The organism is Shewanella subflava (assembly GCF_025971955.1).
GTDB lineage: Bacteria > Pseudomonadota > Gammaproteobacteria > Enterobacterales > Shewanellaceae > Shewanella > Shewanella subflava.
The window spans coordinates 159,220-179,618 of the sequence record NZ_JAPDMX010000033.1; the positions used below are offsets into that span (position 1 = coordinate 159,220).

The following is a 20,399-nucleotide window of genomic DNA, read 5'->3' on the forward strand; positions in this document are numbered from 1 at the left end:
ATAACTCTCGTTTAATGATGGGCTAAATATGAACAACACCGGCTTTCAGGCCCAGCGATTAATACAACTTGCCTTACCCATTTTAATTGCACAAGTCACCCAAACAATGATGGGGTTTATTGATACCGTAATGGCTGGACGCGTCAGTGCTGTCGATATGGCTGCAGTCGCTGTAGGCACCAGTTTATGGTTGCCAGCAATATTATTTGTGCAAGGCTTATTAATGGCATTCACGCCTGTATTTTCGCAGCATCACGGCGCGAATAATCAAAGGGTGATCCCCAATTTACTGTTTCAAGCTGGCTATATTGCCATAATTGGTTCTTTAGGTGTGATGTTCTTTTTAGCCTCTTCCAGTTATATTTTGGATTTTATGGATTTAGAACCAGAATTGTACCGCCTCACCGTTGGCTATATTGATGGTATTTTATGGGGCGCCCCCGCTTTTGCTTTATATCAGGTACTCAGAGGATGTAGTGAGGGTATTTCTTACACTATGCCAACCATGATCATTGGCTTTGTTGGTTTAGCGGTGAATATTCCTGCCAATTACATTTTCATTTATGGTGAATTTGGTGTACCTGCTATGGGAGGTGCGGGTTGTGGTGTGGCAACTGCAATGGTGTTTTGGGCCATGTTTATCTCAATGGCCATTTACATGTTAGTCGATAAAAAATTTATTGAAATTGCTCCCTTCAAACATTTTTTTGCCCCTAAGTGGTCAACAATGAAGTCCATGATCAAATTAGGGTTTCCTATTGCTATGGCGCTATTTTTTGAAGTCAGTTTGTTTGCCGTCATAGCACTTTTTTTAGCGCCATTAGGCGCAAACGTTGTCGCAAGCCATCAAATTGCCCTTAACTTTTCATCCATGGTTTTCATGTTGCCATTATCCATTGGTATTGCCGCATCCATTCGAATTGGATATTACCTCGGACGTGAGCGCACGGATATCGCCAAATTGGTCACCTATGTTGCCCTAGCATTATCATTATCACTAGCGATGATAACAGCAATATTAACCGTAATATTCAGACAAGAAATAGCCCTGCTTTACAATGATAACCCTGAAGTGGTTACTTTAGCAGGTAGCTTGATGTTAATGGCGGCACTGTATCAAATATCCGATTCGATTCAGGTTGTTGCCGCTGGCGCATTAAGGGGCTATAAAGACACCCGTAGTGCGTTTTATATTACCCTCTTTTCATATTGGTTTGTGGGTATGACATTAGGATATGTGCTTGCTTACACAGATATCATTGTACCTGCTATGGGGGCACATGGTTTCTGGGCAGGCTTAATCGCGGGTTTAACTTCAGCAGCATTTTTATTTGGCGCAAGGCTGGTCTACATTCAGCGCAAAGGGATTGTGTTTGTTGAGTTAGACTAGGCCTTGGTTTAACACCAACTGTTGAATTTCATTAAAGTTAACAACTAAAAAAATCAAGTCAATGGTTTGCTGTCTCGGTAGGCTAAGCATTAACAAACGAGGCTCGTCGCAACGCTTGTTAATGCTTCAATTTTTTGGGACTTGTTTTTTTGTTTGATGTATAAGTCCTTTTGGGTTTGTAAGGTTTACCCTTTCCTTTTAAACCAGCAAAAGTCACCGCTTTTACCTCATAAATTAACTCGTCTATGCTTTGGGTGATCGGATCCATGAAATGTGCGTACTTGATTTTTTTTTGACTGATCGCTTCCAATTGTGACTCCCAATGGGCTGTCATATCAGGAATGGTCATTCGCACCGGTAATGAACAAATCAACTGGGTGCCAATTTCAGTTGCTCGTATATCTTTGCCTTTTCGGGTCAGAAATTGACGCTTAAATAGCAATTCAATGATCCCTGCTCTGGTTGCTTCTGTGCCTAATCCATCGGTATCGCGCAACACTTTTTTAATCGAAGCATCAGTAACATAACGTGCGATACCTGTCATTGCTGATAATAATGTAGCATCGGTAAAATATTTAGGCGGCGTTGTTTGCTTTTCTTTAAGCTCTGCTTGCTGACAATTAACCACATCACCTTTAGCAACCAGTGGTAAGCTGACCACAGAAAACTCACTATCACTGGACGAGCTCGACTTGACAGGAAATAACGCTTTCCAACCTAAAGCCACAACATCCTTTTGTTTCGCAATAAACAATCCACCAGCTACTTCTGTATCGATTTGCTTATCAACATATTCACATGGCGGATAAAACTGGACCAAATACTGCCGAGCAATAAGCTCATAAATGTTGTTTTCAGCTGCAGAAAGGCGGCTCATATCTGTTGATTTCGATGTGGGGATAATCGCGTGATGAGCACTGACTTTTGCATCATTCCATGCTTTACTCTGCAAACTGGCATTCGCGTTATTCACAGCATCATTTAACGCTGAACACGAATGACGGATGGCCGCAAAAACCTGGGGAACGTCATTTAAATGCTCTTTAGGCAGATAACGGCAATCTGAACGTGGGTAAGTGATTAATTTATGACGTTCATATAATTGCTGACACGTATCAAGTACTGCTTGAGCACTAATGCCAAACCGTTTAGCCGCATCAATTTGCAGCGCAGATAAGCTATAAGGCAGTGGTGCAGGCGTAGACTTTTTATCTTGCGAGACCTTAACTATCTTGCCTAGTTGTCCTTCAACTCTGGACATCACATTCAAAGCTAACGCTTTAGACAATACGCGATTGTCCTCATCCATATAGGGTTCGCAGGCTTTACTTGGCTGCCACTTGGCTTGATAACATTCACCAGACAACGTTTGAAAATGACCCACAACTTCATAAAAAGGTTTAGAGATAAAATTGGCAATTTCAATATCTCGGTGCACTACAAGCCCGAGCACTGGCGTTTGTACTCGGCCGATAGACAATACACCACTATAGCCTGATTGACGGCCTTGAAGCGTACATAAACGAGTCATATTGATACCATACAACCAATCCGCTCTGGCTCGAGCTAAAGCTGATGTGGCAAGCGGGATAAAGTCGGTATTTTTACGCAAATTATGTAAAGCTTTGGTTACCGCGGCGGGATTTAAGTCGCTGATCAAACATCGCAACACTTGTGCTTTTTGGATTTTAGACACGCCACAATGATTAATCACTTCATCAATTAAAATTTGCCCTACACGGTCTGGGTCGCCCATATTAACAAGAACATCTGCTTGTTTAATCAGCTTTTTAACCACAGTGAATTGCTTTTTGGTGTTAGCCTTAACAACCAGTTTCCACTCAGTCGGCACGATGGGCAGATGCTCTACCGCCCATTTTTTATAATCAGGGTTATAGGCTTCAGGCTCTGCCTGCTCGAGCAAATGACCGATACACCAGGTGACCACATCACCATTCGCGGCTTTGATAAAACCATCGCATTTTTGATGTGGTTTAGGTAATACATCCACTAATGCCCTGCCAAGACTCGGTTTTTCTGCAATAAATAATCTCACACTGATTTACCTACCATCATCGGATTAGCTTTATACCATAGCCGCTATAAAACTCATGTTAATGCAAATCGTTTTTTTGATTATCAAAAATACATTACTGAATTTCACAAATCTTAATACAGCCAAAATACTGTATATAATAACAGTAAAATAGCGAAGCCACTTAGTTTTGGCAAGCGCGGATAATTAAAAGCCGAAAAAATGCAGGTTAGATGGTTATCGAATTACCAATTGAGGATAGCGAATTAGCCATTTTTTTTGCGCGACTCTTTGCTCAAAAACAGCGAATAAACGTTTGGGGTTGTGCGATATCGTCCAATTAAATAAATCTTCAATATCAAAAGCAAAAATAAACATTAATTTGCACGAGGGCGGAAGTGAATGCGCGTTGAATGTTTGCACACAATTCTGTTGTTCAATAACGGAATTATCTACCAGTTTAACCGCTACTGCCGTTTGTTTTTCAGGCCAATAGGTCATCGCATCAAGGCAACAAAGATAAGGCGCATCACCATTGCGAGTATGCATTCTTGCCTGATTTTTTACCGACCAATTCAACGCTACAATCTCGTTCAATGTTTGTTGAATAAGTCGTTCTGTATCCTCGCTCAAATCACAAGCACAGAAGTAAATGACATCGATATCATTTAAGGCACTGGTAGTAAAACCGTGTAATTTATCCCAAAAAAAATTTCTGACAAATCCGGCGGCAATTGCCCAATCAGCAATGTTTAAGCGCTTAAACACCTCAGCGCAGGCAGCTAATGCTTGCATGCGCATATCATCTTGTTCAAACCAAGTCGTTAACAAAGCTAACTGGGTTTGGGACGATGGATATTTGGGGCGTTGTGCTTTGTCAGTCGTTATCATCAATACAAACTAACTCGCATCAGCTTGCTGTTCTGGCGCGGCTTGAATAAAGGCATCCAATTGATGGCAGTTTTCCCAAATACGTACAATATTCGGATAGGCATCTAAAGGAACATTGAAGCGTTTGGCATTATAAACTTGAGGGATTAAACAGATATCGGCCAGTGTCACTTTATTACCAAAACAATACTCACCCGCATAGCGCTCAAGTTGGGTTTCCAAAGCACTAAAGCCTAAATGGATCCAATGGGCATACCACTTCATTTTTTGGCTTTCATCTACAGCCATTTCTTTAACCAAATATTGAAGAACACGCAGGTTATCCAATGGATGAATTTCACAGGCAATCGCTTGTGCCATGCCTCTTACCACGGCTTTATCTTCAAGGTTTGTGGGCAATACATTAGCTTGCGGGTACTTCTCTTCTAAATACTCAATGATGGCTAATGATTGATTTAAACTGAACTCACCCTGCTCATTGTTATCGACTAAGGTTGGCACCAAATGTTGAGGATTCAGTTGTTGGTATGTTTCACTGTGCTGCTCACCGCCATTGTTAACTAAATGCACTGAAATATGCTCGGCAGATAATTTTTTTAAATTAAGCACAATCCTTACACGATAAGCGGCACTTGAACGCCAATAGCCATATAGTTTCATAATATTTTCCCTATAAAAAAGGCAATAACACCGCTGTTATTGCCCTAATTCTCCGTTATTGACGCAGGTATTACCCTTTATACTCAACAACTTTCTGATCGATTGAACCGAAAATACTGACATTATTCTCATCAAACATTTCAATACGAACAGTATCACCAAAACGCATAAAAGGTGTACTCGCCTTGCCATCAGCAATGATTTCAAGCATACGTTTTTCAGCTAAGCAGCTAGAACCCGCACTACGGTCATAGTTTGAAATCGTACCTGAACCAATAATCGCACCGGCGCCTAATGGGCGTGTTTTGGCGACATGAGACACTAATTGACTAAAATCAAAAGTCATATCAACCCCAGCATTAGGGCGCCCAAATAATTCACCGTTTAGGTGTGTTACTAAGGGTAAATGCACTTTGCTGTCTTGCCATTTATCTCCAAGTTCATCGGGAGTAATCGCAATAGGAGAAAAAGCGCTGGATGGTTTAGATTGGAAAAAGCCAAAACCTTTAGCAAGCTCACCTGGAATAAGATTACGCAAAGACACGTCATTCACTAGCATTAACAATTTAATGTGTTTAGCTGCATTTTCGCAGCTGATCCCCATAGCGACATCATCAGTGATCACTGCTATTTCAGACTCAAAGTCGATACCGTATTCTTCACTGGCCATTTCGATATCGGCTTTAGGAGCGATGAAGCTGTCGGAACCACCTTGATAAACCAATGGATCGGTCCAAAAGGTTTCAGGCATTTCTGCACCACGTGCTTTACGCACTAATTCAACGTGATTAACATAGGCACTGCCATCAGCCCACTGATATGCACGCGGTAATGGCGACAAACATTTAGACTCATCAAATGCGATTGCATTGTCCATTTGACCGGCATTTAATGCTTCGTACAATTCTTGCAATTGTGGATTTAATAAATCCCATGCATCAAGAAGCTGCTGCATAGTATGAGCAATTGCAGGTACAGCAACAGCTTGAGTTAAATCTTTGCTTACCAACATCAGTTGGCCATCACGACGACCATTGTTATAACTTGCAAGTTTCATTATTGCTCCTAAATTCAAAATATCTGTTAGCCGTAATAAGAAGGCGGGCTAAATCAGACCATGACAGCTTGATTAATGATAGAAATAACCGATATCTCGCACAATAAATAGCTTGTGCGCTGAATCACATTTTTCGTCTTTAACCCATATTTTGTAAATATTTATATACACTTAAAATTAAGGCCTGAAAATGATGATTTTCAAGCCTTGCTTTGTTCAAATTGCCAGCAAAATATTGGCATTAAAACGTTACACCCTTTTATGCCACCCTGTTTAGCGCTTTTTTGAAATACTGTAATCTCGCAGCTTATTGGCAATTGCAGTATGTGAAACCCCAAGCTTTTTGGCTAACTGCCTGGTACTGGGATAAGCAGGGTACAAACGACGCAACAAGTTTGCTTCATACTCTTTCATGGCTTCATCTAAGGTGCCTTCAAACTCTTCATCAAAATAGCCAAAACCTTCCGCATAAGAAGGAAGCTTAAGCTGCTCTACGGTTAGCTCAGCAGAACCATCCCACATAGATACCGCGCGGAAAATGGCATTTTTTAACTGGCGTACATTTCCTGGCCACGCGTAGGTGAACAAATAGTCACGACATGAGGCTGAAATACGCCGTAAAGGGCTAGAAAGCTGCTGACTATAATGCTCTAGAAACATTTCAGTTAATGGAATGACATCCACTTTACGCTCACGTAATGATGGCATGTGATAGCTAAGCACGTGAATTCGATAGTATAAATCCTCTCTAAACTCACCGGCTTGGCAAAGCTCGGCAAGATTTTTTTGAGTCGAACAAATAATTCTCACATCAGCGCGCACTTCTTCATCGCCACCCATTCGCCTAAAGGCACCATCTTGCAATAAACGTAATAGTTTAACCTGAGCGGCCTTAGACATTTCAGCTATTTCATCTAAAAATACAGTGCCGCCTTTGGCTTCTTCAAAAAAGCCACGTTTAACAATTTGGCCATTGCTGACAAACCCAAATAACTCTTCTTCTGCAACGCTATCAGGTAACGCGGCACAGTTTATCGCAATAAAAGGATGCTCTCGTCGCATACTGGCATCATGGCTGGCACGGGCCATTAACTCTTTACCTGTACCGGTTTCACCAGTTATTAATAACGGTGCATCGAGCTGAGCCATACGTTTTGCTTGTTTAAGCACGTCTTTCATCTTGTCACTGACCGCTAATACATTGTCAAAACCCGTTGTTTGATTTTGTAATGCATTGAACTGCTTACCAACTCTGGCGGGAGATTTAAGCGACACTACAGCACCGGCAAGAATGGTCTTATCATTATCATCAGGCAAATAAATGGGTAGCATTTCAGCCAGGTACTCATTGGAATTGATGGTTACCCGTGCGGCTACGGCAGGGACTTGGGGGTCACTTAACCAACGAGAAAAATTGAAACCTTGTACCCAATGATTAAGCGACTCATCAAGGACTTCATGTTCAGCCATATTCAAGGTTAACAATGCGGATTCATTAACAATCCGAATTCGCCCTTTTGAATTAAGCGAAAATACTGAATCAGGTAGCGTTTTAAGTAGGGTTTTTAACGCGTAATGCTCTTGCTCTGATGGCATAAATGACACAGTGCGCACATCATGCACACTTTCCACTTTACGAATAAGTGGCATCAACTCTCGCAGCATTTCAAAACTGATTTCGGCAAATTGTAAATACAAAAAACCTTTATTACTGGCATCAATAGCAATCAAATTAATGCCATACTTTTCAAGTACAACGAGAATATCTTTCGCGAGGCCGACGCGATCGTTACAGCTCACTTCCAAACGCATAATACTGTGATTCCCTAATTTATTAGTGTTTTCTTTGGAAACTGAGCATACGGTAGTGTGTTATGTGGGTGGTGGCAAGTGAAGTTTACAGCAGAATTGTAACAGAGAAAGAATTCAGCGGATTACGTTAACGTAACACGCTGAATTAAAATGTCTTGTTGTTAATCTAATAACTGGTCGGTCTTGGCTGCCATAATGAAATCATTCTTGTGCAATCCTTTAATAGAATGCGACCACCAGGTCACAGTAACCTTACCCCATTCGGTAAAAATACCTGGATGATGGAACTCCTCTTCGGCTAAATCGGCTAACTTATTACTGAATGCCATTGCTAATTTAAAGTTTTTAAACTTATAAACTCGTTCTAATTGCATCACGCCATCACGCACTTGCACAGCCCAATCAGGGATCATTCTAACCAGTTCAGCAAGCTCAGCATCAGTGACTTTTGGGGCATCAGCTTGACAAGCTTCGCATTTCATTTCGGATAGTGCGGTCATTGGAACTCCTAAATACATCTTATTTACTGTTTATTTAAAAAATAGGGACTCATCATCAAGCTGATAAATTAACTTGCTACAACTTTTACCTTGGGAGCAAATGTGGGTTCGAACATACCTAACTCGCGGGCTTTGTTAACATAGGACATAATATCCATTTTGGCTATTTCGTCTAAGTAATCAATATGTTCAATCACATAATATATTGGCTGCATAATATCGATGCGATATGGGGTGCGCAGCACATCTAATAAATCAAACGGACGACGCTCAGGTTTATCACCCAAGGCATATAAGGTCTCGCCGGGTGAACTTAAAATGCCACCACCATAAATTTTCAATGGACCATCTTTAGCTTGCATTAGACCAAATTCAACGGTGAACCAATATAAGCGCGCCAGAAATACGCGATCTTCTTTTGATGCCGCTAACCCCAATTGTCCATACATGTGCGAAAAATTGGCAAATGCAGGATTAGTCAGCAACGGGCAATGACCAAATACCTCATGAAAAACATCTGGCTCTTGTAAGTAGTCAAACTCTTCCTTAGTACGAATGAAAGTCGCGACAGGAAATTGCTTACTTGCCAATAATTCAAAAAACTTACCAAAAGAAATCAATGCCGGAACTGCGGCTGTTTTCCAGCCCGTTGTATTAGTTAATACACGATCTAAATCGGGTAATTGCGGGATTTTATCCACTGACATATTAAGCGCATCAATTCCTTGTAAATAGGCATCACACGCACGGCCTGGCAAGTTAGTAATTTGGCGCTGATACAACTGCTGCCAAAGGTCATGTTCTTGCTCAGAATAATTAATATATCCTTGGCTATCAGGTTGGTGAGAAATATACTTTGCTGCGTTACTCATAATTCCACTTTACGTCAACTTCACTGCATTCATATTGTGTCATCCAATCAGTTTTGTTAACTACCTCACAGTTTATAGTCCATGCAGCATGATGCTCATTTTGTAAACAAATAAATACATCTTAACCATAAATTTATGAATAGCCTTTAAAATCAATAACCTAATTTGGATAAGTATTTTGCCATTTGGTGTTCACATCCCTCTAAAATCAATTAAATTTCACTTAAATACTGGGTTTTTATAGTAATTCTAGTCAGCTGATTTACAATAAGTGTATTAGACCATCTTAACGCTCGATACTTTTTAGGAATTAAACATGGCAATTTTAGTGACTGGCGGTGCAGGCTATATTGGTACTCATACCGTGGTGGAATTATTAGCTATAGGACAGGATGTCATCGTTGTAGACAATCTTTCAAACTCGAGTATCGAAGCCCTCAAACGTGCTGAAAAAATCAGTCATAAACCAGTTACCTTTTATCAAGGTGATGTGCTAAATAAAGCCTTATTACAAAAAATATTTGCAGACCACGTGATTGATTCGGTCATACACTTCGCGGGCCTAAAAGCGGTTGGCGAATCGGTAGCCAAACCCCTTAAATATTATGAAAACAATGTCACAGGTACCATAGTGTTGTGTCAGGTAATGGCTGAATATCGTGTTAAAAATCTTGTCTTTAGCTCTTCTGCAACGGTTTATGGTGAGCCGGCTAGTTTGCCCATTAAAGAGGACTTCCCGACTGGGGCAACCAGTCCTTATGGCCAATCTAAATTAATGGTTGAACATATTTTGGCAGATCTTTATCGCTCAGATAAAGAATGGAACATTGCCTGTTTACGCTACTTTAACCCCGTTGGTGCCCATGAAAGTGGTTTAATTGGTGAAGATCCAAACGACATCCCTAATAATCTGATGCCGTTTATCTCACAAGTTGCCGTAGGAAAACGTGACAAACTAAGTGTGTTTGGTGGTGATTATGCCACCCATGATGGCACAGGGGTACGAGATTATATACATGTAGTCGACTTAGCCATCGGTCACTTAAAAGCACTTGATAAGCTAGATACGCAGCCTGGGCTAGTAACGTATAACCTAGGAACGGGTATAGGTTACAGTGTATTAGATATGGTCAAAGCATTTGAAAAAGCCTGCGGTAAGCCAATCGCATATGAGATCACTGACCGCAGAGCTGGCGATATTGCAGAATATTATGCAGACCCTAAGTTTGCGGCAACTGAATTAGGTTGGACAGCTAAACATTCTGTTGAGGACATGGCCAGCAGTACCTGGAAATGGCAATCAAATAATCCCAATGGTTATAAAACCAATTAATTCACGGTTAATTGCCTGTCGTTTTTGCAAGGAGAGAAAATGAGTCAAACTATCGACCAAGGTCGTCGACGTTTATTTAATCGACGTAAAAGTTCCGCTTTACGACCGCCTTGGGTAAAAACAGATATTGAATTTACCGATATTTGCACTCGTTGTGATAATTGTATTAACGCATGTGAGACCCACATCATTAAACGTGGTGATGGCGGCTTTCCTGAGGTTGATTTTAGTATTGATGAATGCACGTTTTGTCAAAAGTGTGTCACGGCTTGCAAAGAACCCATTTTTGATATTGAACAAACTGTACCATGGTCTATTACCGCCTCGATTAAGGACTCCTGCTTAACCAACACTGGCGTATGGTGCCAAAGTTGTAAAGATGCCTGCGACCCTAGAGCCATCAGTTTCGTTATGGCCGTTGGTCAAGTGCCTAAACCTGTGATTGATGTGAGTGCTTGCACAGGTTGTGGTGCCTGTGTATCACCTTGCCCTTCTGATGCAATCACCTTGGCGAACACCTAACAATACCCATGTTCAAGGCTGCTTGGGTTGAATTTATGATTTACATGTCAGTCAAAATGATGATACTAAATCAATAATATCAAATTTAATAACACGCTATTAATAAGAGCTTTCTACTATGTTCACTCAAAAAAAAGACAGTCCACAGCTGAGTTTTATTGCCCAAGGCTGCGAATTAACAGGTGATTTTCATTTTAATGGTGATGTAATGATCAGCGGTAAATTACTCGGAGATATATCAACACAAGGCAATGTGGTGGTAGAAGCTGGCGGCGAAGTCAACGGAGATATTCAATGCCAGGATATTAACATTACCGGTTTAGTCAAAGGTACCGTGCAATGCCAAAAGTTATATATCTCTTCAACTGGATTGTTTGAAGGCGATGCCTACAGTGAAAAGTTAGAGGTGATTGATGGTGGACAGTTTTTAGGTCAACGTCATCGTGATGCTAAATTAACTATTGCGTAAGCTTGATGATTTAAGTTGGCTAACGTTTAATTATGATCTTGATTGAGGATAGCGCTGGCAGTTATCCTCAAGCGTTAACCAACTGACTTGATGATCAGTGTAGATATGATAATTAGGTGTCACTAAATTGGGATTATCGAGAGTAGCAATAGAGAGCGTCAGATAATCAGGATAATCCAGATGACGGTAACTGATACTGCAGCCACATTGCTGACAAAAGCCCCGGCGGATTTTTTCTGATGAAGCAAACTCAGTAACATTACCATTTAGCCATGTCACCTGATGACGCTTAAAATCCATCCACACCATCATCACCGCCCCCGATGACAATTGGCATTGACGGCAATGACAGTAATCCGCATCAAATGGTGTACCGTCTATTTGATAACGAAGGGCGCCGCATAAACATCCGCCTTGCAATATTTCAGTTACTTTCATCATTGCCTCTTTAACTAACCTCAGCTAGCGATAATACACGATTACCAAACAACTTTTTGTCTGGCTAACTGTGTTTCATTAACGTGCAATAGGCCAGTTATTGACGTGTTAATGCGCTTTGTTTTCAAAACAAATGATAAGTTTGCTAAAAATAAGCTCAATCTGTTAAATGCAGCTGATTGAGTTCATCTTTTAACCCAAGTAACCCAAGTTGAAGTTAACTCAGTCCCAAATAGCCAGCTCATAAAAGAAAGTCCATGGCTATTTAACCATTTTTAAGCAAGCAAAATCTTAAGTGTTATTGAGCATTGCTTGCTGTTGCCACTTGCGAAGTAAACTGACCATTTCCTTAGGATCACGGTCAAGAGCATCGTGCGAAATGTACAAATGGTAGCCCAGATTTTCCGCTAAGGTTTCACTGCGACGTCCAAACATGGCCAAAACCCCGCGATAACGCTCGCCATGACTAACAAAAGGATTAAACTCAGCACCAATGTAACGTTCTAAACTTTGCAAGTCTTCATCCTGTGTTGCAGCTGTCATCAACAAGGGGCGTTGTTCGGTTAATAAGCCTGTGGCAAGTCGAGGAGAAATAGAATCTAATACAGGATTCATTTTTTTCACCTTAACCCCTAAATAAGGTAATTCAATTAATTCCATGTTTTGGGTAACACGTGCATTGTCAACTCGTAGAATATTATCCCAGCCTATCGTGAATTGACCTCGACGGTGAAAATAAGTCAATCCCGTCGGTGTCAATTCAAGACTCACAGCGGGCTCATTTAACTTGGCAATACCTAACAAAAGACTGACAATCGACAAGCCAAAAATGATCAAAGAAACTGCGAATAAATGGCTGAGTTTTATAAATAGGATCAAGCTCAGTAATAAACCCAAAGCCCCAGTAACAGCCAAAGTGAGGCCATTACGTTTAGTGTGTGGATGAATCCTTAACATATCACTCATTGATATTCGCCTTAGGCAGGGTAACTTGATTCACCATTTGATCTGCTGAAACCCCTTTCAACTTAATCCACAGCATACCGAGGTATTCATGAATACTTTTTTGTGAATTCAACAAAGTATCCGCATCAAGTCGCCACCATAAGCCTTTATTCGCAATAAAATCGCCTGGGGCGGCTTCTGGTTTCATACCAAACGAGTTAAAAATCATCATTGATCGCGGCATATGCGTGGCAGATGTGACTAATCTAAAAGGGTGTTGACCTACAAGCGGATATAAAAACATAGCTTCTTCAATGGTATCTTTAGCATCTGGGAAAGTGATTATTTTATCAGGGTTAACCCCTAGTTCAATGGCAGCCTGCTTCATGACATCCGCATGGGCGTTTTGCATATAGCCACCGTTCCAGCCACTGACCACCAGTTGGCAATCTTGTCCTAGTGACAGTTGACGTATCCCTTCAATTAAACGACCGAGTGCCACGGAGGATAATTGCTGCACTGCAGTCAAATTATCTTTATCACTATGGCCTGAACCCAACACCATAACCCAACAGGCGGAGTCAGGCACAAAAGGCTCTGAGTTAACCTTATATTGAGATTCTAACGAGTTTGTTAATAAATAGCTGATGTTGGTTTGACTTAAGCCACCCAGTAAAATAATCCCACCGCCAATGCACAACCCTGCAAACGATTTCAGTTTTAATGATGAAAAACGCCAAAGTGTAGCTGCGATGATCATCAATAATATCGTTAGCGGAATGGGCATGAACAATTGTGATACGATTTTTTTAACCCAGAACATCAAACTTATCCTATTGACAATAATCACAATAGTGTAACGATTTGGTCTGCATTTAGCGAAACCATTTTGATATAAACAAAAATGCCATTGATAATATCAATGGCATCTTGACGAATAATGAGCGCTATTTACTCCACAGCCACGCTGCGCCACGCACACCAGATGATGCACCAAATAGATTTTTAACCACGGGTGTGCGGCACTCTCGACCTACCACATATTGGGGTAACACTTTGGGCAACTCAGTATAAATGGCATCGATGTTAGAAACACCGCCACCCAACACAATGATATCTGGGTCCATCATATTAATAACGTGCGCCAAAGATCTTGCTAAACGGTCAATGAAACGATCAAAAGCTTGTTTAGCAAACTCGTCACCATCGGCCATCATTTGGGCAATTTGAATTCCGCTATTGGCTTCTCCGCCTGCTGCGCGAAAATCACGCACAAAGCCGGTACCTGAAATAAAGGTTTCGATACAATCTTTATTACCACAGAAGCACTCGGTAGAATTATGCTCTTGCGCTGTCATCCATGGCAATGGGTTATGCCCCCATTCGCCACCAATGCCATTACCGCCTTGGTGTACACGACCATTAATAGCAATTCCTGCACCACAACCAGTACCGATAATGCCACCAAACACTACACCTTTGCCTGCTGCGGCACCATCAACAGCTTCAGACACCGCAAAACAGTTGGCATCATTAGCTACGCGTACTTCACGGTTTAAACGTGAACCTAAATCTTTATCTAATGGATGACCGTTAATCCAAGTTGAGTTGGAGTTTTTCACTAATCCAGTAAAAGGGGATATCACCCCTGGGATCCCAACCCCCACTGAGCCGGTCTCACCTAAATAAGTTTCAGCCTCGTTTACCAGACCAATAATGGCATCAAGCGTCTCTGGATAATTTCGTGGGGTAGGAATACGTTTACGAAAGAGTTCATCACCGTTATCGGCCAATGCCACTAGTTCAATTTTAGTCCCACCAAGATCGACGCCCATACGCATCATAACTTGTCTCTCCATTTGATTATTATTAATGAGATCCCATATTGGTCAAGGCAAGCAACGAGGCTATTTATGCTCAAACCATGCTGCAGAAGCTGCAATAAAATACGGGTTTAAAATGTTTTCTTTTTGGTTGTACTGCAATGGCGTTAATGCTGGATACTCCAGCACCAAACCACCTGCAGCCTCTAACACGGCTTGAGCTGCAGCAGTATCCCATTCGCTGGTTAAGCCCAGTCTTGGGTATACATCTGCCAGACCTTCTGCCACCATACAAAACTTTAATGAACTGCCGACACTAAGCATTTGATGCTCACCGACAGAGTGTAAATATTCAGCCACATCGGGACTGATGTGCGAACGGCTTCCCACCACCACAGGAGTAGCTTGAATGCTACGCTGAGTAATATCTAAATTCGTGACTTGCCCTTGATGTACAAGCCAAGCGCCCTGCCCCAAAACACCGTAATAACATTTATCTAAAACGGGCGCGTGCACTACGCCAGCTATGGCTCTGCCTTGATGAATCAAGGCAATATTGACGGTAAATTCACCATTGCGTTTTATAAACTCTTTAGTGCCATCTAATGGATCAATTAGCCAATAGGTTTGCCAGTTTTTTCGTGTTGCCCAATCAATATTGGCATCTTCTTCGCTCATAATAGCAATATTTGAAAAGTCTCTGGTTAAGCCTTTAACAATCACATTATGACTAGCGATATCTGCAGCTGTTACCGGACTGTCGTCCTGTTTCACCTCTACTTGCAAATCTGCCTGTGCATAAACGGCCATAATGGCATCACCAGCTTGTCTGGCGATAGTGACTATTTGCTGCAATTCAGCTTGAGAAAATTCAAAAATAGACAAATTAAATCCTTAGCAAAAACATCGATAAAATTGGAAATCGTAATCAATATTATGCCACTGTTGATGCTATTGATTTATAACTATTTGATTGCACTTCAATCAAAAACAACTAGAACCTATGTTTATGCTGTATTTCTTCAAATGAATACATTCGATTAACATCCTTAAAAGAGATACTAAGCTAACCATTCAAACTGACAAAGAAAACAGTGCATCTTGCATTCGTATTCAACGTAAATAAGCGATAGGACGCACTGAATTTAATGCTTAACAAGTCATTATTGCTTCTGATTAATGTGCTCAATTTGCAATACAAACCCTTGCTGTTCGCATCATTTGGGATACTGGCTTATCTTGTCTATGGTTAATCAACGTTTAGCGAGTATGATTTGGCGACATAATGGCGCATAAACTGATGAACATCGTGCATTTACAAATAAAAAATCACCAAAAAATGTGATTCATCAACAGTTTTCCTCAGTAGATATTTTATTGCGTTTAGCTAAGCTTTCCTTTTTATAAGAATAGCTTAGCCCAAGGTAAACACTTATTGATATTGCCTTAATGACGCTATGTATTTGCTAATACATTAATCACATTGCACAGTATCTTGTTGCTGATGAGCTTGAATCACCACATCGCTGAAACTCAGTTGCACTTTTGCTGTGGTTGCGAGGTAAAATGGCGACACGATTTTACTAAAATCCATAGTGTCTTGCTTAAAACAATTTAATGACACACTGAGATTTTGCCACTCACCGGGTTTAACCAATCCCGCAATGTCGTACTGCGGTCGACATTCACCTTCACAGGCCATACCCAGCCACAGAGGGTGTGTTAAGGGATTATCCACTTTGATACTTAATGACAGTGCAGTCTTCGTGTCACTAAAAGCACGAAAATCTCTTGGGAAATTACTGAGTAAGCCAACGGTGCCAAGCTCTGTGCCATTGAATTTTACTAACCGCGCATCTTCTTGAACCACTCGATCCATAGTGCGGATGGTTAAGGCACTGTTGCTTGCCACACTGCTAGATAACCCCTCTCGTTGAGTCGCCGTGGCAATGAACATTGACCAAGGCGATTTGACCGCACGTTCAAATAAAGCTAAATCTTCCAGTGTTTGCGTCGCCGACAAATTGTCTTCAGATAAGCCCTCTAAGCGAATATGCTCAGATAAATTTGATTGGTAATCTAAACCGTAACCATAAGGCAATAAAGGAGAATAAGCTTTAGCGGCAACATCACTGCTATTATCTAAAGGACGATTGACTGTTGTTTGCTGTGGAGTGGCAGGCCAAGAGAAAGACAGTTTACCTTTAAAATCATATTGCACCTTACCCTCGGGATTGGTAAATAATACATCCGCGACACCATTACCTTCAGAACCAGGCAACCACGCAGCAACAAATGCATCGGATTGATTAAATTCAGCATTGACCCACATAGGGCGGCCACTGATAAACACTGACACCACAGGAATACCTTGCGAGGCTAGCTTTTTCAGTAACGCTAGGTCACGTTTATCACCTCGTTGGTATTCTAAATTATCAATATCGCCATTCCCCTCGGCATAAGGCTCTTCCCCAAACACCACAATAGCCACATCAGGTTTGTTTGCAGCATCAACCTCGCCATTAACACTCAAGGTCGCACTGCCGCCTGCATTTTCTACCGTGTTTTTAATACCAGCAAATATTGAACTTGCGCCCGGAAAATCACTATTCTGATTATCAGTACCTTGCCATGTGATGGTCCAACCGCCTGACTGTTTGCCGATATTATCAGCTGCGTCACCGGCCACTAATACATTTAATTTTGGTGATAATGGCAACAAATTTTGTTTATTTTTTAGTAAGACTAACGACTCTCTTACGGCTTGTCTTGCAACGTCACGATGACTTTGTTGACCAATAAGTTCAGTCTTACCAGATAGAGGACGGTTAGCTGGGCTGGGTTTATCAAATAATCCTGCCCGAAACTTAACCCGTAAAATACGACTAACGGCATCATCGATTCTTGATAAAGCAATCTCGCCGCGGTTAACTTGGTCTATGGTATTGTGATACAAAGGCTTCCAGGCCGCTGTCGGCACCATGAATATATCTAACCCTGCATTAACCGCTTGGGCACATGATTCATTAGTACAACCATCAACTTGTCCGTGGCCATTCCAATCACCTACCACAAAACCGTCAAAACCAAAGCGTCCTTTTAGTACATCGGTAAGAAGATATTTATTCCCATGAATTTTCTCACCATTCCAGCTATTAAATGACGCCATAACAGATTGCGCGCCGGCCGATAAGCCTCCAACATACCCCTGAGCATGAATAGCATAGAGATCCTGTTCGCTGGCGATGTTATCGCCTTGATCTATTCCCTTTTCCGTACCACCGTCACCTAGAAAATGCTTCACGGTTGATAACACATGCTGATCGGTTAAAAAGTCACCCGTTACGGCACCTTGTAAGCCTTCTACAATCGCAAAAGAATAGTCTCTTACGATACGCGGATCTTCAGAATAGCCTTCATAGGTACGACCCCAACGGTCATCGCGCACAACAGCAACAGTGGGGGCAAAGACCCAGTCAATACCGGTCACCATCACTTCTTTTGCCGTAATGGCAGCAATTTGTTCAATCAATTGCGGATTATTAGCCGCACCTAAGCCAATATTATGGGGAAATAACGTCGCGCCAATCACATTGTTATGACCATGCACCGCATCTGTACCCCACATTGTGGGTATCGAACTGCCATCAAGCGAATCATCAATAGATGCTTGATAAAATTGCTCGGCCAAGGCTATCCAATCAGCAGGAGTGGCATGTTTATCATTATTGGGATAAGCACCGCCGCCATTGAGGTATGAGCCAAAACCGTATTTACGCATATCTTCAACCGTGATATCACGAATTTCAGGTTGGATCATCTGCGCCACTTTTTGCTCTAAGGTCATAGTCGCCAGTAACGTAGCAATTTTGTGTTCTAGCTCAGGATTAACATTAATCGCCGGGGCTTGTTGCGGCCAAATATTGATATCTTTGATCGCTTTTGCAGAAGCAATTTCATTGACCTTAATTGCCACAGAAGGCTCTATGTTTGCTTGATCATCCAGCATGACTGAGGGACTGTCCTTCTGTTGACCACACGCTGACAAACCTAAAACTAAAGCGGCAGAAACCATGAGTGCCACTCGGGTTGCCGGTATTAGGTTAGATATAACATGACCTAAATCGGCAAAGTTTGGTGTTATTTCTGTTCGCATTTGATGTCCCTATTAAACTGATGTGTTTGGACGTTTAGCATCACAGCCAATCAATCCGTAGTAACAAATAAAACCATAACAAATTAGCGGTAGTACGAAGGCTAATTGGATCCCTAATGAGTCAGCAAGCATCCCCTGTAATAATGGCACTACCGCGCCACCTACAATCGCCAAACACAAAATACCAGAGCCTTGGCTGGTATGTTGTTTCAGATCCTGCAACGCTAAGCTGAAAATCGTCGGAAACATAATTGAGTTACACAATCCAACTAATAGCAATGCCCACATTGCGGTTGTCCCAGCCGAAAACATCGCCGTTGCAACAAGCAAACAAGCGCATATAGCATTAAATGCTAATACCTTACCGGCTTTAATTTTCTGCATCACTAATGCACCAATAAAGCGACCGACCATAGCACCACCAAAATAATACGCGATGTAATTTGCCGCTTGAGACTCGGTTAACCCACCAATTTCATCTTGGGTTAAAAAGTTAATTAAAAAGCTTCCAATACCGACTTCTGCGCCAACGTACACAAAAATGCCAACCGCCCCCAAAGTAAGATGCGGAAAACGCCAAGCACTGCCCGATATCGGTTGTTGGTTCAGCGGAGTATCTTTTTTGCCAAGAAGAGGCAATTTTAAGAATAAAAACAGAATCGCTAACAAGAATAGGGCCGCAGCCAAAATCAAATAAGGCACTTGAACTGTGCTTGCCTGCTCTACCGCTGATAATGAGCTAATCGCTTGATCTAACTCAGTGACAGAATCAGGATGTTCGATTGTTGATAATATTAACCAACTGCCAAAAAATGGCGCTACGGTAGTGCCAAGCGAGTTAAAGGCTTGAGTCATTGTTAGACGAGATGAAGCTGTTTCAGCAGGCCCTAATGCACTTACATAAGGATTTGCTGAAACCTGTAATATGGTGATACCCGATGCTAATACAAAAAAGGCAAATAAAAACATATTGTAAGATGCAAAGCTAGCTGAAGGATAAAACAATAAACATCCAAGACAGGCAATCACAAGCCCAGTGATAATCCCTTTTTGATAACCAATTTTGCCAACTAGGTTACCCGCGGGAATAGACACAATAAAATAAGCGCCAAAGAAGCAAAATTGCACCAACATCGCCTGGGTGTAATTCAACTCGAACATATTTTTAAGGTAAGGAATTAAAATATCATTCAAACATGTTAAAAAACCCCACATAAAAAATAGTGAGGTTAATGCGATTAACGCAAAACGATAATTGCCACCTTGGTGTGAAGTGTCATTTATCGCATCTACATCAATTGTTGCATCAGTTGTTGGCCCGGCCATATGTTTCACCCATTTTATAGTTATCTGTTTATTGCGAATTCTTAACGCAATTAAGGCATCGCGCTTTGGCGTCTAAAACTTGTGTTGACCTTTTATCAATTAATCACTAGTCTCAATGTAAGCGCTTTCATTTTTAACATAACGATAACTGATGTCAACGACTTTTGACG

General features: G+C 41.4%; 18 protein-coding genes. 4 read left to right on the forward strand and 14 right to left on the reverse strand.

The genetic code is table 11. The annotated features are described in order from the left end of the window. Positions 1–28: 28 nt before the first annotated feature. Entirely contained in the window at positions 29–1,390 is a 1,362-nt protein-coding gene (locus tag OHT75_RS16500; protein WP_264728596.1) for an MATE family efflux transporter, read from the forward strand. Positions 1,391–1,508: 118 nt separating this feature from the next. Here OHT75_RS16500 and OHT75_RS16505 read toward each other — a convergent pair whose 3' ends face one another. The 7 genes from OHT75_RS16505 to phhA form a co-directional block, all read right to left on the reverse strand. Beyond that, positions 1,509–3,446 (reverse strand): DNA topoisomerase III, encoded by a 1,938-nt coding sequence (locus OHT75_RS16505; protein ID WP_264728598.1) that lies wholly within the window; start codon positions 3,444–3,446, stop codon positions 1,509–1,511. Positions 3,447–3,662: 216 nt separating this feature from the next. Further along, positions 3,663–4,316, reverse strand: a complete 654-nt coding sequence (locus OHT75_RS16510; protein ID WP_264728600.1) for a nucleotidyltransferase family protein — start codon at positions 4,314–4,316, stop codon at positions 3,663–3,665. Positions 4,317–4,325: 9 nt separating this feature from the next. Then, positions 4,326–4,976, reverse strand: a complete 651-nt coding sequence (gene maiA / locus OHT75_RS16515; RefSeq protein WP_264728601.1) for a maleylacetoacetate isomerase — start codon at positions 4,974–4,976, stop codon at positions 4,326–4,328. A gap of 70 nt (positions 4,977–5,046) precedes the next feature. Beyond that, on the reverse strand, positions 5,047–6,033 hold the full coding sequence (locus OHT75_RS16520; RefSeq protein WP_264728603.1) for a fumarylacetoacetate hydrolase family protein: 987 nt from the start codon (positions 6,031–6,033) through the stop codon (positions 5,047–5,049). Between the two features lie 273 nt (positions 6,034–6,306). Further along, positions 6,307–7,845 (reverse strand): transcriptional regulator TyrR, encoded by a 1,539-nt coding sequence (gene tyrR / locus OHT75_RS16525; protein WP_264728606.1) that lies wholly within the window; start codon positions 7,843–7,845, stop codon positions 6,307–6,309. A 161-nt stretch (positions 7,846–8,006) separates the two neighbouring features. Beyond that, entirely contained in the window at positions 8,007–8,345 is a 339-nt protein-coding gene (locus OHT75_RS16530) for a 4a-hydroxytetrahydrobiopterin dehydratase (protein WP_188839443.1), read from the reverse strand. Between the two features lie 68 nt (positions 8,346–8,413). Then, the gene (gene phhA, locus OHT75_RS16535) at positions 8,414–9,217 is read right to left on the reverse strand and encodes a phenylalanine 4-monooxygenase (RefSeq protein WP_264728609.1); all 804 of its coding nucleotides are present in this window, start codon (positions 9,215–9,217) and stop codon (positions 8,414–8,416) included. 316 nt (positions 9,218–9,533) lie between these two features. Between phhA and galE the strand changes: the two genes are divergently transcribed. From galE to OHT75_RS16550, 3 genes are all read left to right on the forward strand, one after another. After that, the gene (gene galE / locus OHT75_RS16540; protein WP_264728611.1) at positions 9,534–10,550 is read left to right on the forward strand and encodes a UDP-glucose 4-epimerase GalE; all 1,017 of its coding nucleotides are present in this window, start codon (positions 9,534–9,536) and stop codon (positions 10,548–10,550) included. 39 nt (positions 10,551–10,589) lie between these two features. Then, entirely contained in the window at positions 10,590–11,072 is a 483-nt protein-coding gene (gene napF, locus OHT75_RS16545) for a ferredoxin-type protein NapF (protein ID WP_264728613.1), read from the forward strand. A gap of 118 nt (positions 11,073–11,190) precedes the next feature. Beyond that, positions 11,191–11,541, forward strand: coding sequence for a bactofilin family protein (locus OHT75_RS16550; RefSeq protein ID WP_264728614.1), 351 nt, complete (start codon positions 11,191–11,193; stop codon positions 11,539–11,541). Between the two features lie 30 nt (positions 11,542–11,571). On the opposite strand, the gene OHT75_RS16555 is transcribed toward OHT75_RS16550, so the two are convergent. The 7 genes from OHT75_RS16555 to fucP all read right to left on the reverse strand — a co-directional run bounded on the left by OHT75_RS16555 (position 11,572) and on the right by fucP (position 20,229). After that, positions 11,572–11,979, reverse strand: a complete 408-nt coding sequence (locus tag OHT75_RS16555; RefSeq protein ID WP_264729058.1) for a GFA family protein — start codon at positions 11,977–11,979, stop codon at positions 11,572–11,574. A 291-nt stretch (positions 11,980–12,270) separates the two neighbouring features. Then, entirely contained in the window at positions 12,271–12,945 is a 675-nt protein-coding gene (locus OHT75_RS16560) for a DUF2982 domain-containing protein (protein ID WP_264728616.1), read from the reverse strand. Beyond that, the gene (locus OHT75_RS16565) at positions 12,938–13,747 is read right to left on the reverse strand and encodes a YdcF family protein (RefSeq protein WP_264728618.1); all 810 of its coding nucleotides are present in this window, start codon (positions 13,745–13,747) and stop codon (positions 12,938–12,940) included. The genes OHT75_RS16560 and OHT75_RS16565 overlap by 8 nt, the downstream gene beginning before the upstream one ends. 124 nt (positions 13,748–13,871) lie before the next feature. Then, on the reverse strand, positions 13,872–14,768 hold the full coding sequence (gene mak / locus OHT75_RS16570) for a fructokinase (RefSeq protein ID WP_264728620.1): 897 nt from the start codon (positions 14,766–14,768) through the stop codon (positions 13,872–13,874). A gap of 63 nt (positions 14,769–14,831) precedes the next feature. After that, a complete protein-coding gene (gene cysQ, locus OHT75_RS16575) occupies positions 14,832–15,632 on the reverse strand; it encodes a 3'(2'),5'-bisphosphate nucleotidase CysQ (RefSeq protein WP_264728622.1) in 801 nt (266 codons plus the stop codon). A 589-nt stretch (positions 15,633–16,221) separates the two neighbouring features. After that, positions 16,222–18,903, reverse strand: coding sequence for a glycoside hydrolase family 3 protein (locus tag OHT75_RS16580; protein WP_264728624.1), 2,682 nt, complete (start codon positions 18,901–18,903; stop codon positions 16,222–16,224). A gap of 12 nt (positions 18,904–18,915) precedes the next feature. Next, a complete protein-coding gene (gene fucP / locus OHT75_RS16585) occupies positions 18,916–20,229 on the reverse strand; it encodes an L-fucose:H+ symporter permease (RefSeq protein WP_264728626.1) in 1,314 nt (437 codons plus the stop codon). Positions 20,230–20,399: the final 170 nt, after the last annotated feature.

Coding starts and splice junctions, on each gene's coding strand:
- mak (WP_264728620.1), bottom strand. CDS start 14,768: ATGATGCGTATGGGCGTCGATCTTGGTGGGACTAAAATTGAACTAGTG.
- napF (WP_264728613.1), top strand. CDS start 10,590: ATGAGTCAAACTATCGACCAAGGTCGTCGACGTTTATTTAATCGACGT.
- OHT75_RS16580 (WP_264728624.1), bottom strand. CDS start 18,903: ATGCGAACAGAAATAACACCAAACTTTGCCGATTTAGGTCATGTTATA.
- tyrR (WP_264728606.1), bottom strand. CDS start 7,845: ATGCGTTTGGAAGTGAGCTGTAACGATCGCGTCGGCCTCGCGAAAGAT.
- fucP (WP_264728626.1), bottom strand. CDS start 20,229: ATGGCCGGGCCAACAACTGATGCAACAATTGATGTAGATGCGATAAAT.
- maiA (WP_264728601.1), bottom strand. CDS start 4,976: ATGAAACTATATGGCTATTGGCGTTCAAGTGCCGCTTATCGTGTAAGG.
- OHT75_RS16510 (WP_264728600.1), bottom strand. CDS start 4,316: ATGATAACGACTGACAAAGCACAACGCCCCAAATATCCATCGTCCCAA.
- OHT75_RS16550 (WP_264728614.1), top strand. CDS start 11,191: ATGTTCACTCAAAAAAAAGACAGTCCACAGCTGAGTTTTATTGCCCAA.
- OHT75_RS16530 (WP_188839443.1), bottom strand. CDS start 8,345: ATGACCGCACTATCCGAAATGAAATGCGAAGCTTGTCAAGCTGATGCC.
- galE (WP_264728611.1), top strand. CDS start 9,534: ATGGCAATTTTAGTGACTGGCGGTGCAGGCTATATTGGTACTCATACC.
- OHT75_RS16520 (WP_264728603.1), bottom strand. CDS start 6,033: ATGAAACTTGCAAGTTATAACAATGGTCGTCGTGATGGCCAACTGATG.
- phhA (WP_264728609.1), bottom strand. CDS start 9,217: ATGAGTAACGCAGCAAAGTATATTTCTCACCAACCTGATAGCCAAGGA.
- OHT75_RS16565 (WP_264728618.1), bottom strand. CDS start 13,747: ATGTTCTGGGTTAAAAAAATCGTATCACAATTGTTCATGCCCATTCCG.
- OHT75_RS16500 (WP_264728596.1), top strand. CDS start 29: ATGAACAACACCGGCTTTCAGGCCCAGCGATTAATACAACTTGCCTTA.
- OHT75_RS16555 (WP_264729058.1), bottom strand. CDS start 11,979: ATGAAAGTAACTGAAATATTGCAAGGCGGATGTTTATGCGGCGCCCTT.
- OHT75_RS16560 (WP_264728616.1), bottom strand. CDS start 12,945: ATGAGTGATATGTTAAGGATTCATCCACACACTAAACGTAATGGCCTC.